Origin of the sequence: Nonomuraea sp. NPDC005730, from assembly GCF_040630865.1 — a bacterium.
Lineage (GTDB): Bacteria > Actinomycetota > Actinomycetes > Streptosporangiales > Streptosporangiaceae > Nonomuraea.
Genome location: NZ_JBEXYK010000051.1, coordinates 1 through 15,315, shown reverse-complemented (window position 1 = coordinate 15,315; position 15,315 = coordinate 1). Strand labels below are relative to the sequence as shown.

The 15,315-nt window shown below is 70.6% G+C and carries 7 protein-coding genes; 3 read left to right on the top strand and 4 right to left on the bottom strand.

Features of this window, described 5'->3' with window-relative positions; genetic code table 11:
• Positions 1–31 precede the first annotated feature (31 nt).
• The gene (locus tag ABZ444_RS38035) at positions 32–1,705 is read right to left on the bottom strand and encodes a BTAD domain-containing putative transcriptional regulator (RefSeq protein WP_358008013.1); all 1,674 of its coding nucleotides are present in this window, start codon (positions 1,703–1,705) and stop codon (positions 32–34) included.
• Positions 1,706–1,872: 167 nt separating this feature from the next.
• On the opposite strand from ABZ444_RS38035, the gene ABZ444_RS38030 reads away from it, so the two are divergent.
• Complete coding sequence (locus ABZ444_RS38030) at positions 1,873–2,154, top strand: tyrosine-type recombinase/integrase (RefSeq protein WP_358008010.1); 282 nt, start codon at positions 1,873–1,875, stop codon at positions 2,152–2,154.
• A gap of 3 nt (positions 2,155–2,157) precedes the next feature.
• Here ABZ444_RS38030 and ABZ444_RS38025 read toward each other — a convergent pair whose 3' ends face one another.
• The 3 genes from ABZ444_RS38025 to ABZ444_RS38015 form a co-directional block, all read right to left on the bottom strand.
• Complete coding sequence (locus ABZ444_RS38025; protein ID WP_358008007.1) at positions 2,158–2,760, bottom strand: hypothetical protein; 603 nt, start codon at positions 2,758–2,760, stop codon at positions 2,158–2,160.
• Positions 2,761–9,633, bottom strand: a complete 6,873-nt coding sequence (locus ABZ444_RS38020) for a polymorphic toxin-type HINT domain-containing protein (RefSeq protein ID WP_358008004.1) — start codon at positions 9,631–9,633, stop codon at positions 2,761–2,763.
• 78 nt (positions 9,634–9,711) lie between these two features.
• Positions 9,712–14,142 (bottom strand): LamG-like jellyroll fold domain-containing protein, encoded by a 4,431-nt coding sequence (locus ABZ444_RS38015; RefSeq protein ID WP_358008001.1) that lies wholly within the window; start codon positions 14,140–14,142, stop codon positions 9,712–9,714.
• 191 nt (positions 14,143–14,333) lie between these two features.
• On the opposite strand from ABZ444_RS38015, the gene rraA reads away from it, so the two are divergent.
• Both rraA and ABZ444_RS38005 read left to right on the top strand, forming a co-directional pair.
• Positions 14,334–14,804 (top strand): ribonuclease E activity regulator RraA, encoded by a 471-nt coding sequence (gene rraA / locus ABZ444_RS38010; RefSeq protein WP_358007998.1) that lies wholly within the window; start codon positions 14,334–14,336, stop codon positions 14,802–14,804.
• Positions 14,805–14,881: 77 nt separating this feature from the next.
• Positions 14,882–15,193, top strand: a complete 312-nt coding sequence (locus tag ABZ444_RS38005) for an EthD family reductase (RefSeq protein WP_358007995.1) — start codon at positions 14,882–14,884, stop codon at positions 15,191–15,193.
• Positions 15,194–15,315: the final 122 nt, after the last annotated feature.

Sequence of the window (15,315 nt, the reverse complement as noted above, 5' to 3'; positions counted from 1 at the left end):
GGCCCCTGTTGCCACCCGTTTGCCAGCGACGTCAGCGGCCCTCGCGGCTGCCGATCCGGCTGAAGATGGCGGTCGACTCCTGGCGGGCGGCGCCGGCGTGCGCGGCCTCGCCGTTGCGCGACTCCAGACGGGCCAGGACGGAGAGCGTGCGGGCCCGCCACAGCGGCAGCTCCAGCGTGTCCCACAGGTCGAGGGAGGCGGACAGCGCGGCTCTGGACTCGGCCGTGGCGTCCTGCTCCAGGCGCAGCTCGCCGAGCGTCCGCAGGCCGAGCGCGCGGCCGAAGCGGTCGTCCTGGCGGGTGAAGACGCGCAGGCTCGCCTGGAGCGCCCGCTCGGCCTGCGGCAGGTCGCCCACCCGGATCCGGATCTTGGCCAGGGACTGGTCGGCGTAGGCCGCCCCGTGCGGGTCGGACAGGACGGTGAACAGGCGGCGGGACTCGCGGGTCCTGGCCGCGGCGTGCCCGTACTCGCCCCTGGCCCGGTGCACCAGGCCGATGCTGCGCTGGAGCAGGGCCTGGCAGCGCAGGTCACCGATCTTCTGGTACGTCTCCAGCGCGCGGCTGAGCAGCCACAGCGCCAGCTCGTCGTCGCCGCGTTCGCGTTCCACGAAGCCCAGCATGTAGATGGCGTGCGCGTGCCCGGCCTGGTCACCGAGGGCGGAGAAGAGCGAGGCCGCCTCCAGCAGGTCGGTCTCCCCCTCGGCGAACCAGCCGCCCTCGGCCCGTACGGTGCCCAGCCCGGACAGGGCGGCCGCCAGGTGCCGCCGGTCGCCGAGCCGCTGGAAGGCCCGCCGGGCCTCCTCGTAGGCGGCCACGGACTCGGTGAAGCGGTCCTGGGCGAAGCGGATCCGGCCCAGGCCGAGCATCACCAGCCCCTCCCCCTCCAGGTCCCCGGACCTCCTGACGGTCTCGGGGCCGCCGGCGCCGCCCTGCCCGGCCCGGCCGCCGAGCCGGGGGTCGCCGCGCAGGATGTCCAGGCGCAGCCGTACCAGGGCGGGGCCGGGATCGAGCCCCAGCTCCTCGTTCAGGTGCGCGCGCGACCGTTCGAAGGCGTCCAGGGCCTCGGCGATGCGGCCGGAACGGTAGAGCGCGAGCATCAGCAGGCCCACCAGCCGTTCACGGGCGGGGGCGCCGGCCACCTCCTCGGCCAGCGCGCCGATAACCTGCCGGTGCCGGCCGAGCCGCAACGACGCCTCGGCGTGCTCCTCGATCGCCTCGCGCCGCGCCTCCTCCAGCTTGACGCAGAGCGTGTCGCGGGCGGCGCCGACCGCCGCCTCGTCGAGGACCGGCCCGCGCCACAGCTCCAGCGCCTGCCGCAGCAGCCCGGTCTTCTCCTCGTCGTCGTCGCTGGCCCCGGCCCGCTCCTTCAGTACGGCGAAGCGGTGGGCGTCCACGGCCATGGGGTCGATGCGCAGCTCGTAGCCCGAACCGGCCGCACGGACCTCGACCCCACACACGCCGTCGCCGCCGAGCAGGCGCCGCATCCGCGAGACGAGCACCTGGACCTGCCGGCGTGCCCCTTGTGGGGCCCCGTCGGGCCAGAGCACCTCGACGAGGCGCTCCAGGGGGACGACGCGGTTGGGCGACAGGGCCAGCACCCCCAGCAACAGCCGCTGCTGCCGCCTGGGCAGCGCCACCGGGCCCCCCGCCCACCGGAACTCGACCGACCCCAGCAAACGGACACCGTCGTTCTCCGACTTGGTCACCCGTCCATGATTGACCGATTGTGGATGTCCACCGTCAACCGATATTCAATCGAGACGAATCTCGCAATTCCTCGAAGAAAACTTACCGTTCTCGATGCCGGGGTGATATCTCACCGAGACGAATGCACCGCGGAGAAAGGGCAAGTCACCTTCCGTGATCGCGTCTCTTGGATTCGGCGACGTCACACAGGTATTTGACCTGCCCCTTCCTCGACCGCGCCAGACTCCGCCGCATCCGCTTCCACGACCTACGCCACACGACTGCCACCCTGTTCTTGGCGCAAGGTGTCGCTCTTGTCGTGATCAAGGAACTTTCCGGCCACGCCCACATCGGCGTCTACACCCACGTGAGGCTCTGCCTCCAACACCAAGCCATCGACGTCGTCGGCCCGACCGACGACGGACCGGAAGACCCGCCGGCGCGGCCGTTGTCCGCTGACGCACCCTAATCCTTACAGGATCCTCCGGATTTCCAGCCAGGAACTGACCTCGCTTTCAATCTCTTTGTCTGTGAGGCGAGAGCAGACCCACGGGAGAGCGGACAGGATCAGCTCAACATCTTGCAGTCCAGAAAACGCCACCTCCCCCGCCGGGGTCACTTCACCGCCAACAGGCGCATAGAATCCCTCGCTTGCGTCAAGGTGCTCGGCCCTCCGGGTATTCGATTCTGCGATCGCGCGTTCACGCGTGAGAGGAATCTGCCGCAGCGCCCACCCTGCAGAACCATCCGGCGTAAGGATCTGCGGAAGGTCGACAACCGGAGGATCGAGTCGCAGAGCAAGCGCTGCGATTCTGAGCATCCAGTAGGCGCCGATCGCAGCCCTGACGCCCCCAAGCCTGACGGCCAGCAGGATGGCCTCTGCAGCAAGGGTGAGGTCCTCTGTGCGTCGCTCCGGGGTCACCTCTCGGAAGGGAGAGGCGCTGACCTCCAAGGACTCGAAGATCGACAGCCACCACTGCGGCGAGGTACCGCTGGGGAAGCGACTGGATACCCAGTCGGCCAGCTGCCCCTCAAGGACGCCTCGCATCTCACGAAGATCGGAATCTACCCTCATCTACGGCGCCCTCCCGCCATAGTCTCGAATAACGTTGAGCGGAATCCTGATGCCGGCTTGACCGAAGGCATCGACCCCATGGTTGATGAATGAAGCGGCACATTGGGCGCAGGGCGGCGTGTAGTGACCCGTGTAGTTGTCAAAGGATGTGACTCTGCCGCCACTTCCGATGGTGATCTGCCCAGCACCGACAACCGGAGCTCCACCGCTGGCGATCGTGTGATGAATGCCAGGCAAGTCGCGAACGATGTTCAGGTCACCGCGCTCCCCAACCGTCCAGAGATACCTGCCGCCGTCTGCGACTGCCTGCGAGAACTCGGGAGAGCCGGCCGCCATTGCGGACACCCCCTCGAAATCGGCTGCCATCTGCTCGAACGGCAGCTCTTCCGACTTGCCATTGGAGACCACGCCGTTGCCGCAGTTATGGACGAGAACTGGCGTGGCGCCTGCCAGCACATAGTACGTGTGGAGGTCGGCGACGGTGAGGTTGTGGACGCGGGCTTGGGCGGTCCACGCCTTGACCGCCTTGATCTGGACGTAGGTGCCGGCGGCCGTACGGAGGAGCTGGCCGGGACGTAAATCCTTGGCATCGCGCCAGTTCCCCGCGTCCGCCACCCAGAAGGGGTGGCCGTCGGTGGCGACGATGTCCTGGGTGGCGCCCCCGCCGGCCACGGCGACGGTGACGGTGACCAGATTCTTGGCGCCCTGACCGGCGATGGTGGCGGTGACGTCCTTGGCCTCGGTGCGGCCGGTCTGCGGGTCGGTGGCCAGCACCTTGTCGCCGGGTATCAGCTGGTCGATGCGTTTCGTGGAGCCGTCGGCCAGCAGGACCTTCGTGCCGGGGACGAAACTGTTGGACAGGCTGCAGGACCGGCCTGGGGACTTCGAACTCTTGCCGCGTTTCCCCGCGCGGGCCATCAGGCCGTCCAGGGCGGCGATCTTCTTGTTGATGTCGTCGATCTTGGCGTCGAGGGCCTCGATGGCGCGGCGGGCGGCCTTGATGGCGCCCTGGACCTTCTTGTAGATCTTGATGCCCATCCGCACCCGGGTGGACAGTTTCCAGATCAGGCCGCCGATCTTCTTGGCCGGCACGAATTCCAGGATCAGGCTGACGCAACTGCCGACGCTGCCGCCCAGACAGCCTTTTATGTCATCTATTTTCAGGAAATCTTTGATGAACCCGATGCCTGCGGCCTTCAAGGCTTCGAGCACCGCGTTCCGCTTGGCGGTCTGCTGGTGTTGCTGCCGCTCGTTCTGCGCGGAGTCGCGGGCGTTGTTCAGGCGATTTTTGGCGCCGTCCCGATCGCAGGGGCCCTCGCACTCCGGGTTGTCGTGGTCCTCGCCCGGCGCGCAGGGCGGAGCGATGGAGTGGAAGCAGCCGACACCGGTGCAACAGGGTTTCTTGCCGGAGGGGTCGGCCAGGGTGGGGGGATTGTTGTTGGCGTAGTTGTAGCCGTTCATCTGCTGGGAGTCGCCCATCTGGATGAGGGGGTCGACGGAGATGAAGCGGCCGGTGAGCGGGTCGTAGCTGCGGGCGCCGAGCGTGGTCAGGTCCGTGCTGGTGTCGTTGATGCCGCCGACGAATCCGCGCTGGTGATCCTGGGGCCAGGCGCCCTGGCTGCCGCGCAGGGTGCCGAAGGGGGTGTAGCGGCGCTGGCTGAGGGCGCCGGTCTCGGCGTTGATGGCCAGTTCGGCGGTGCCGTGGTGGTCGCCGAGGACGTAGGTGACCCCGGTGGTGGTGCGCATGGCGTTGCCGACGTAGCGGCTGGCCGTGGGGCTGGTGGCCCCCTTGACCAGGTGCACCTCCAGACCGGGCAGGTACAGGGTGGTGCCGTCCTTGTCGCGCCGGATGAGCCGCTCGCCGTCGGCGGTGTAGAGGAAGCGGGTCTCGCCCTTCTTGTCGTCGGCGACCTTGACGAGCTCGCCCTCGGCGTCCCAGGTCAGCGTCTGGTTGCTCGCCTGGGTGCGGCGCTCGACGGTGTTGCCGGAGGCGTCGTAGGCGAAGGAGGCGGCCCCGGGGACCGTGGTGAGGCGGTGGGCCTTGGCCGGGTCGTAGACGTAGGTGCGGTCCGACTGCTGGACGCCGCCCGCCGGGCCGGCGCCGTAGAGCGACTCGCTGCGGCGGTTGCCGGTGTCGTCGTAGGTGTAGGCGGCCCGGTAGGGGGCCGGGCCGCCGACGGTGGTGTTCGCGCCGGTGGCGGCGCAGGCCGCGGCGTCGTCCTGGGTCCAGGCCTCCGACAGGCGGGACAGCTCGTCGTAGCGGAAGCACTGGTTGTCGACGCCGTCGCGGGAGGTGTCCTTGATCTGGGTGATGTTCCCGGCGGGCTGGTAGGCGTACTGGGTGCTGCGGTCGGTGCCGGCCATGCCGAAGTGCCAGGTGGTGGCCTTGGCCAGGCGGCCGGTGCCGAACTCGTAGTCGAAGGTCTGGTCGATCTGCTTGCCGTCGCCGCCGGACTGCATGCGCAGCCCGATGACGCGGCCGGTCTTGGTGTAGTCGGTGCCGATGACGTACGTCGACAACTGGGACTTGGTGGAGACCAGCCGGCCGAGGTCGTCGTAGGTGTAGGCGATGTTCTCCGCGGGCAGCCCGCCGACGGCGGGGCTGCTGGACGCCGCGACGCTGCCGTCGAGGTTGTAGCTGGTGTCGAAGACGTACCCCTGGGCGGGCGCCAGGCCGCCTTCGACGGCGGGCAGGACCACCCGGCTGCGCTGCGGGCGGTCCAGGTTGTCGTACGCCTCCACCTGCGTGGTGTACCGGTCGTTGCCGACGATGCGGGTGGAGCTGGTGAGCTGGCCCTTGCGGACGGTGTCGTACACCCACTCGGCGACCTTGGTGCCGGGCGACGACGTGGTGGCGTCGTACTTGGCGACCATGCGGTCGAGCCCGTCGTACTCGATGCCGATCTTCTGGTTGCGGGCGTCGGTCATGAGGACCGGCCGGTCCAGGTTGTCGTAGGCGGTCTTCTCGACGCCGCGGTCGGGGTCGTTCGACTGCACCCGGCGGCCGAGCAGGTCGTAGCCGTAGGACCAGACCTGGTTGCCGGGGCCGGTCACCGACTCCGGCTGGCCGCGGTGGTTGTAGGCGAACTTCGTGACGACCGGCCCGGAGGCCGTCTGCTGCTGGATCTCACGGGTACGGCCGTGCACATCGGTGTAGGTGGTGACCGGGGTGCCGCCGGACGGGGGGACGACCTTGGTCCAGTCGCCGCCGTACTCGTAGCGGGTGTTCCACAGCTCGTTGGTGTCGCCGTCGCTGTTGCCGGACAGCAGCCGTTCGGCGAGCAGCCGCCCGCGGCCGTCGTAGGTGTTCCACAACTGCGACTCCACCGCGCCCACGGTCGCCACCCCGAACCGCTTGGGCTCGGGGTCGCCGTCGGCGTAGTAGGGCGCGAAGGTGTAGTGCACCTGCCCGGCCCCGTTGTAGACGCTGTCGGAGACGATCCGGCCCTTGGTGGCGCCGTTCTTGCCGGGTGCCTGCGACTGCCTCGGCCGCAGCCACCCGTCGAACAGCGTGTACGACGTCTGCTGGCCGCCTTCGTTGGTCAGCGTCTTCGCGCCCACGGCCACGATCGCGCCGGCGTCGACCAGGTACTGGTACTCGTTGTCGGGCGTCATGCTGGTCGTGCGGCCCGGCCCCCAGACCTTCGAGGTGCGGCCCAGCGCGTCCCGCTGCGCGATGGTCACCTTGCCGGCCGGGTTGGTCTCCTTGGTCGCCAGGCCCCACGCCGGGTCGAGCACCCGGGTCGTGATCATGACCGAGTCGGGGTCGTCGGCGCGGGCCCGCGGGGTGGTGGTGCTCACCTGCGTGGTGACGCCGTGCGTCTCGGTGTAGTCGGTGGAGGTGGTCAGCCCGGCGGCGTCGGCGACGGTCTTGGGGCGTCCCAGGTCGTCGTAGCTCGACCGGGCCATCACCTGGTAGCCGGTGATCGCGGTCGCCGAGGCGGCGCTGCCCCGGTCGGTCCTGGTCACGTCGCCGTGCTCGGGCGCCGCCTTGAACGCCTTGTCGTCGTAGTAGGTGCGCGCGTCGGCGATCAGGTCGGTGAGCAGGTTCGGGGTGTCGGCGCACCGGCGGGCCACCGTGGTCACCCGGGCCGGCAGGCGCAGCACCCGCGCCCCGTCGGCGGTCAGCTCGGTCCTGGTGCACTCCTCGTCGCCGGCGACGCCCACCTCGCCCTCGTCGTCGGTGGTCAGCGCGGCGCCGGTGGTCAGGTCGAACTCGGTCACGGTCGAGCGGGTCTGCTGCCAGGACAGGCCGACCAGGCCGAAGGTCCGGGTGGACTTGGTACCGGTCAGGTTGGCGGTGATCGTGCCCCAGGGGCGGGATCTGGAGGCCGTCTGGTGGTACCACGGCGTGCTGATCGACTTGCTCACCGGCACGCCACCGGCCTTGTCGTAGGTCACGGTGCGCAGGGTCGTGCCGTGCAGGGACTCGTGGTCGGTGTACGTGCCGCCCTCGCCGTCGTCGACGGTGACGGACCTGGTGCCGCCGGAGACCGCCGCGCGGTCGCCGTGCATGCCCTGGAAGTACCAGTAGTCGGTCTGGGACGGGGTGCCGCCGCTGGCCGCGCTGGTGGCGCCGCCGATCACGCGGACCTTGTCGAAGCCGCGCCAGTTCGACCAGGTCTTGAACTTCTCCGGCGTGATGCCGTCGTCGTCGGCGTAGTGCCAGGCGGGCTTGCCGATGCTGTAGTCGTAGCGGGTGACCATGTCGGAGCCGCCGCCGGTCAGGTCGGTCTGGATCAGCTCGCGGACGACGTACTTGTGGAACCAGTCCAGGCTCGGGTCGGCGCCGCCGTTGGAGTTCTGCCAGAACGTCGGGAAGCACAGCCGCCGGTTGCTCGCCGGTTGCGGCAGGTCGGAGGGGCTGCAGTCCATCCCCGAGTAGGTGACGTCGAGCTTGCCGCCGGTCTCGTTCTGGATCGAGGCCACCCGCTCCTTGACGAACGGGCCGACGTCGTCGCCGAGCTTGTCCACCCGGTTGGCCAGCTGCTGGTAGACGAAGCTCACCGGCGGCATGGTGACCGGCGCCGCGCCGGCGTGCCCGGTGTGGACGATGTCGGTGAGCTTGAGCTGGCGGTCCACGTCGGCGATGCCCCACAGGTGCTTGAACTCCCAGGAGTCCACGTCGCGGTGGCCGGTGCCCGCCGCGTTGACGACCTTGGTGGTGACCTTCGTCAGGCGCTTGCGGGTCCAGAAGCTCGGCGAGGCCGTCCCCTTGCCGTCCTTGCACTCGGTGCCCTCGTCGCAGTTCATGTCCCAGGGCACGTCCGGCCAGCGGGCCGGGTGGGCGGCGATGTCGGCGCATTCGGCCGCGGTCAGAAGGCAGCGCTCGGCGTTGGTGAAGTCGACCCGCGCGGGCGGCGTGGCCGGGAAGAGGTCGTCGCGGCGCAGGCCGTACTGGATGGAGGTCAGGTAGCCGCCGCGGTCGTAGGCGGTGTCGTCGGCGGCGCGCAGGTTGCGGCCGTAGCGGTTCTGCTCCTTGGCGTAGGAGAAGGTCACGGCGTTGCCGTGGGTGTCCTCGATGTAGTCGAGGTTCCACCGCCAGGTCTGCCGGCACCAGGAGTCCTTGAAGGCGTCCTTGTGGCAGGGTTCGCCGGCGTCGTCGCCGAACACCGGGACGTCCCAGGCGGAGTTCGTCTGGGGTTTGCCGGCGGTCCAGCCCGGCAGGCGGTTCTTGCCGAAGTAGTACTGGGTGCCGTCGGCGGTGGTCACGCGCCAGTACTCGTTGTCGTCGTCGCCGTTGGCGGTGTCGGTGCCGGTGCCGGTGAGGCGCTGGACCCGGGTGCCGTCGTCCCTGGCCAGGACCCAGGTGTCGGGGCCGGTCGGGACGAGCTCGCCGCCCGATCCGCCGAGGGCGAGCGTGGCGTTGTCGTAGGCCCAGCACTGGTCCATCGGCTCGACCTGGTAGGTCGGGTCCTTGGGGACGCCGTCGTCCTTGCACGACTTGTACTTGCGCTCGATGTACCCGGGCGACAGCTCGAAGCCGTCGCCGAGCCAGGACGCCTGGTTGTTGGTGGTCGCGGTGCGCCCGTCGATGGAGGCCGCGGAGTAGTTGACCACCAGGTTCGGCACCAGCCCGCCCGGCACCGGCGGCACCCGCAGCGGGTAGGACCAGGTGAAGTCGCCCGTCTGCGGGCTGACCTGCCAGGTCGCCGACGGCGACAGCGAGGTGACGCCGAAGTCGCCCTTGTCCCCCGACGTCCCGGAGGTCACGGCCAGCACCATCGGCTCGGCGGCGAGATCGACGTCGGCGCTGAGCGTCCTGGCCGCGGTGTCGTTGCGGCCCTTCAGCGGCACGGCCCGGCGGCACTCGGCCTTGTCCGGGCTGGTCAGGGCACATGCGGGCAGGGCCGCCAGGCGCACCCGGGAACCGAAGCCGCCTCCGTAGGCTTCGGCGAAGGGGGCGTAGTCCACCTTCATCGTGACCTTGCCCGGCGATCCGGACGTGCGGGCCGCGGTGAAGATCGGGCCGCCGACACCCGCGCGCTGCGAGGCCGCGCGGTCGTGGGTCTGGATCCGCACCCGCCCGGCGGAGGAGGCGTCAGCCGGCGTCGCGGACAGCGCGCCCGCCTTGCGGGCGGCGGCGGACGCCGGTGAGGCGGCCAGGTCCACCTCGACCGTGCCCGGCGCGGGCCAGGCCGCCACGGGGTCGGGGGCCCTGCGTTCGGTGATCCGTGGTTTCACCGCGGCGGGCCGGCCGGGCACGACCCGTTCCCGGTCGACGGGTTCGGGCCGATCTCGCCCGGACGCGGCGTTCGCGGCGGGGAGCGTCGCGGGCACGACCATGAGGCCGACCGTGAGCAGCAACGTGAGGGCCGCGCGGAGCAGCCGGGACCAGGAAGAGCGACGTCGGCGTGCGGCATGGACGCGCATGCCGTACCTCCCAGGGAAGAGAGCGGAAGCAAGGAGGAGGGACGGCGGGGGCGCCGGCGCGGCGCCCCCGCACCGGGGTCAGTCAGGGGTGTTGTCGTTGAGCGCGTCTTCGGAGACGGTCGTCATCTCCGACCACAGGGACAACAGGTCGATCAGGCTCTCGTCGGCGGGGCCGCGCAGCACCCACACGTCGTCGACGTGGCCCGACCAGTTCAGGCCGGTTCCGCCGCGGCCGAGCTGGGCCGAGGTGATGGGGCCCGCCAGGGTGACGTCGTTGCGGTAGGACTTGACCTCGGCCTCCGGAGCCGCTTCGAGGGTGCCGTTCACCCAGAACTCCAGCGTCTTCTCCCGTGCCCGGTAGACGATCGCCAGGTGGTCCCAGTCGCCGAACCCGGTGTGGAAGGCGGGGTGTTCCACGGCGGTGCCGCCGGGGAGCTCCACGACGTACCGGCCGGTCTCGCCCATGTCCGGGTCGCCGCGGGCGGGGTCGAACTTCACCGTCAGCGCGCTGCCGGTGGCCATGGGCAGGCTCAGCAGGGTCATCGCCTTGCGCGCCTGGCCGCTGGTCTCCACCCAGGCCGAGAGGGTGAAGCTCTCCCGCGGATCCAGCACGGCCGACTCGACGGCCGCGTAGTCGCCGGTCGCGCCCGGCAGGCGCAGCGAACCGGGCACCACGCTGTTGCTCATGGGGGTCTTGGCCACGAAACGGGCCGCGCCGTAGAGCTTCACGGGGGTCCTGGGCGCCTCGCCGCTGTCGTCGGGGACGTTGTTGAGGTGCCACTTGTGCGTCACCGTCAGCATCTCCTTGGACAGCGCCGCCGCCTCCTCGACGCTGACGAGCCGGTCGTAGACGCGGACGTCGTCGATCTTGCCGGGGAAGTGGTCGAGCTGCTGGGTGCCCCACAGGACCCGGCCGATGGTGAGGGGGCCGTTGGCCGCCCAGGCGCTGGTGTAGTCCATCTCGGTGCCGGCCTCGCCGTTGACGTAGATGCGCACCTTCTTGGCCACCGAGTCGAAGACGCCCATCAGGTGCGTCCACTCGCCGGGTCTGGCCTGTTTCGCCGACCACGCGCTGGCGGAGGCCGCCGAGGTCGAGTCGGCGTTCATGCGCCAGAACACCCACTTGCGGTTCGGCGCGTCGTACCGCAGGCAGAAGCCGGACACGTTGGCGCCGTCCTGGGCCAGCACGGTGGCGTAGGACGCGGGCAGGACGTCCGGCAGCTTCGCCCACGCCGTCACCGTGAAGCTCTTGGTGGTGTCGAGCACCGCGGCGTCGGTGCGGGCGAAGGCGGTGGTGCCGTTGCCGCCCATCGCCGTGCCGCGGGAACCGGCCACGCCGAGCTGCGGCGTGCCCGCGGTACGGGCCGGGTAACGGCCGCCGGTCTCCGCCAGGGTGGTGGATCCGGCCGGGTCGTTGAGCTTCCAGTGGGCCTTCGGCCCGCGGCCGGGCGCGACCCGGAACCGGTAGACGGCCGAGCCCTTGGAGTAGTTGCCCGCCTGGTCCCTGACGCGGACGTAGAGGCTGTTGCTGCCGACGACCTTGGGCAGGATCTGCACCGTCTCGGTGGCGCTGCCCGCGGTCCTCTTGCGGAACTGGGTGGGGTCGTCGTTGACCGCGTACGCCCACTCGGTCACCGACGGGTCGAAGGTGATGACGAACCGGCCGTAGCGGCCCAGGCCGTCCTGCGGCGTCTGCGCCGGGTCGAGGGGGTTCTCCGCGACGTACCCGTCGGCCCCGGACGAGGTGATCACCGGCAGCGGCGGCGCCTTGGTGTCGAAGACGAAGTAGCAGGCGGTCGCCGCCCCGGCCGAGCTCCACGGCCCCTTGCCCTTGCGGCTGTCCTGGGCGCGGACCTGCCAGTTGACGACGGTGTTCTCCGGCAGCAGCCCGCGCGGGACCTGCGCCATGAAGCTGTTGCCCGCCTTGCCGGACTTGGCGCTCTTGGCCGGCGTGAGGTACCGCCATTCCTTGTTCTGGCCGGCGGCGTTCTTCCACGACACCAGGAACTCCGCCTGCACCTTGTCGGCCGTGCGGTTGTAGGTGTCGGGGTCGCGGAGGTTCTTGGCGATCAGCTTCGGCGTGGACCAGTTGAACACCGACGGGCTGCCCGGCCCCTTGCACGGCCCGCCCGGCTCCATCTCCAGCTGGCTCATCCTCGGCTGCAGCGGCGGCCGGTTGTAGTGCACGCGGAGGTAGGCGCGCGACTCGAACCGCTTCCAGCCGAGCTGGTCGCCCTCGTCGGCGGCGCGCAGGCCGAACGTGGTGTCCCGCCAGCCCTTCTGCGCCGCCTCCCTGACGCCCGAGGTGACGTTGAACAGCACGTCGCCGGCCGGGCAGGACTTGGCGGCGCATCCCGACCAGCCCTTGGCCACGTTGCGGCTGTCCAGCTTGCGCAGCCAGTTGTCAGAGGTGGAGTTCCAGGTGGAGTTCTTGCCGAACGCCTTGGCCAAATGGATGTTGACCGGCCGCTTGCTGCCGGAGGCGGCCCACACCTCCCGTACGTGGAACTCGGCGGACAGGACCTGCTTGCCGGCCAGCCAGCCGGTGGGGATGCGGTAGAACAGCCGTTTCCTGTGCGGGGAGCCGCAGCTCTTGCCGCTGGAGGGCAGGCCGATCGGGCATCGGCCCATGCCCTGGTCCTTGGTGAAGTTGTAGATCTCGAACCCGCTGCTGGCCACCATGAGGTTCGCCGAGCTCATCGGCGTGCGGTACATCGGGTCGATGTAGATGGGGAACGTCGTGTCGGCCGCGGTCAGCATGGCCGGGTCGGGGGTCAGCGTGAGCTGTCCCTGGCCCAGTTCGGTGCCGATCGTGGCGATCTTCGAGGCGTCCCCGGGAGCGCCGTCCGTGGCGTGGGTGGTCGGGGGGTCGACGGGGCCGTCCTCGCCCACCAGGCCCGTGCCCGCCGCGGGAGGCGCGGCCGCCGAGTCCCACATGATGGGCCTGGGCGCCTCGAAGATCACCGCGCCGTTGTCGGGGTCGACCGCCTCCTGCGTGCCGTCGGCGCCGGTGCTCACCGTCAGCGTCGGCGCGGACAGGCCGAGGGTCAGGCTGGCCAGCCGGGGATCCTGGGCGGCGGCGGGGGTCTTCACCACCAGCGTGTGCGCGAAACCGTCCGCGGTGGCCCGCACGCGCAGGTCCACGTCCGGCCCCAGCACGCCGGCGTACACGGCGGTGTCGCCGTCCAGGCTCGGCGTGGGCAGTGCGGTCGGCCAGGTCAGCGACATGGTGTGGCCGGAGCGGGTGAGCGTGGCCATCGGCCCCGTCCCGCCGGCCGACAGCCTGAGGTCCACCAGCGAGGAGTACGGCCGGACCGTCCCGTCCTGGAACCGCAGGCCGTTGTACAGGGGGACCCACGTGTCGCCCTGCTTCTTCCTGATCGGGGTGAGCCGGTCGTTGACGTACATCGTGCCTTCGGGGGTGGCGTACACCTCCCGCGTCTCGCCCCGCTCGGCCAGCACCTCCACCAGTTGCCCCGTGGCCTCGGCGGAGGCCAGCGCCTCGGCCTCGGCCGGCTTCGGATCGGTGGAGACGGTCCACTTCTGCTCGGTCAGCGAGACGTTGTCCAGGAAGGCCGTCAGCGCGCCCTGGCCGCCGAACTGGAAGGTGAGCGCCCCCAGGGTGGTGTCGGCGGTGGAGTCGAAGGTGTAGGAGAAGTGCTGCGGCTGGTCGGGCAGCTCCACGTCGGTGGCGAAGATCTCCGGGCAGGTCTCGACGTCCTCGCAGAGCACGGCCTTGATGGTCGCCGCTGCGGTGGCGTGGGCGTCGAAGGAGAGCGTGTACGTCTTCTTGGCCTGCAACGTGCGCCCGAGCTGGCGCAGGTGGGCCTGCCCCGGCTCGGTGGTGCCGTCGGCCACGGTGACCTTGAGCACGCCGTTCTCGACCGCCGTCGTGGTCGGCCCGGCGGCCTCCCACGACGCCGCGTCCGTGGTGAACTCCCCGTTGAGCAGCAGCTTCTTGCTGAACGAACCCCGTCCGTAGAAGGCGACCTTCTGGTACGTCCAGCCTTCGGCGAGCGCGCGCGCCTTCTCCGCCTCGCCGACCGCGTACCGGTGGGAGGGGCCCTTGACGAGCTGGTGGACCGGGAGCAGCCCGTCCCCGGCCGCGGCCTGCGCGTGGAAGCGCACGCCCTCGTCCACGTAGCCCTGCGCGACGGCCTGGTCGCGCTCGCCCTGGTCGAGGGTGAACATGCGGTCGCCGCCCGGCTTGCGCAGGCCGGAGACCGGGGACAGCCCCGCCACCGCCTCGCGCGAGACGTGCAGCACCTGCCCCTCAGGGGTGTAACCCCATTTCGTCACCGCGCTGTCGTACTCCGTCTCCCAGGAGGTGAACAGCGTGTTGTCGGTGCCGGTGGTGCTCCGTAGCCGGAACAGGGGTTTGACCATCCACGCGGTGGCGGCGTCCACCGCTTCGGCGACCGCCTGCGGCGGCGTCCACACCGTGCCGGCCAGGCCGCCCACGGCCAGCGACGCCGCTGCCAGGACGGCCGTCCACCTTCGTAACCCCATGCGTACTCCCCTGGTACACGATCACGTGGCATGCGTTCCGCCACAGCATCGATCGCCGCCGGCCCGCCGGGGTAGGCCACGGCGACCTGTTGGGAAAACGTGGGAAACGGTTCCGGCCCGGCCGGGCCCCGGCGGGCCCGGCGTGGCAGCATGAACGCGACCGCTGACACCCCCCGCCGGGAAGGGCCCCCATGAACACCGCGGACCTGTACGACGAGCGCGGCGACGAGCTCGACTCCTGCGACCTGCAGCTGCGCCAGTTCGGCGGCCGCCGCGCCTTCCACGGCACGATCGCCACCGTGCGCTGCCACCAGGACAACGCCCTGCTCAAGGCGGTCCTGTCGGAGCCCGGCGAGGGGCGGGTCCTGGTGGTGGACGGCGGCGGCTCGCTGCACGCCGCGCTGATGGGCGACATGATCGCGGGCGGTGCGGTGGCGGCCGGGTGGGCGGGCGTGGTGATCCACGGCGCCGTCCGGGACGTGACCGCGCTGCGCGAGCTCGACCTCGGTGTGAAGGCCCTGGGTTCCAACCCGCGCAAGAGCGGCAAGACGGGCGCGGGCGAGCGGGACGTGCCGGTGACGTTCGGCGGCGTCACGTTCTCGCCGGGGGCCGAGCTGTTCAGCGACGACGACGGGATCCTCATCACCCGCGTACCGGGCTGACCCCGCCGCCCGCCGGGCTTCCACGGGGAGGCCGGGGTGTGGTTTCGTGACAGGACATCACGATCCGGAGGCGGACCATGGCATTCCAGCTCATCGTTCTCTATCACCACCCCGAGGACGTCGCGGCCTTCGACAAGCACTACGACGAGATCCACGCGCCCCTGGCGGCCAGGCTTCCCGGCCTGCGGGCCTACACCGTCCAGCGGCCGGTGGCCGGCGGCGGGCAGCGGCCCCCCTACCACCTGGTCGCGGTGCTGACCTGGGACGACGAGCAGGCGTTCATCGCGGCGATGAGCAGCGAGGACGGGCAGGCGGCGGTCGCCGACGTGGGCGAGTTCGCCGGGTCGGGGGTCACGATGACGACCGGGCCGTCGGGTTCGGTGCTCTGAAGAACATGCGAGAAGGGCGTCCCCCCGCGGGGAACGCCCTTCTCCTGTTCGTGCGTGCTACTTCTTGACCGACAGCGGAGCCGTGCCGGTGTCCTGCTGACGCCAGGCACCCGTGTCGAACG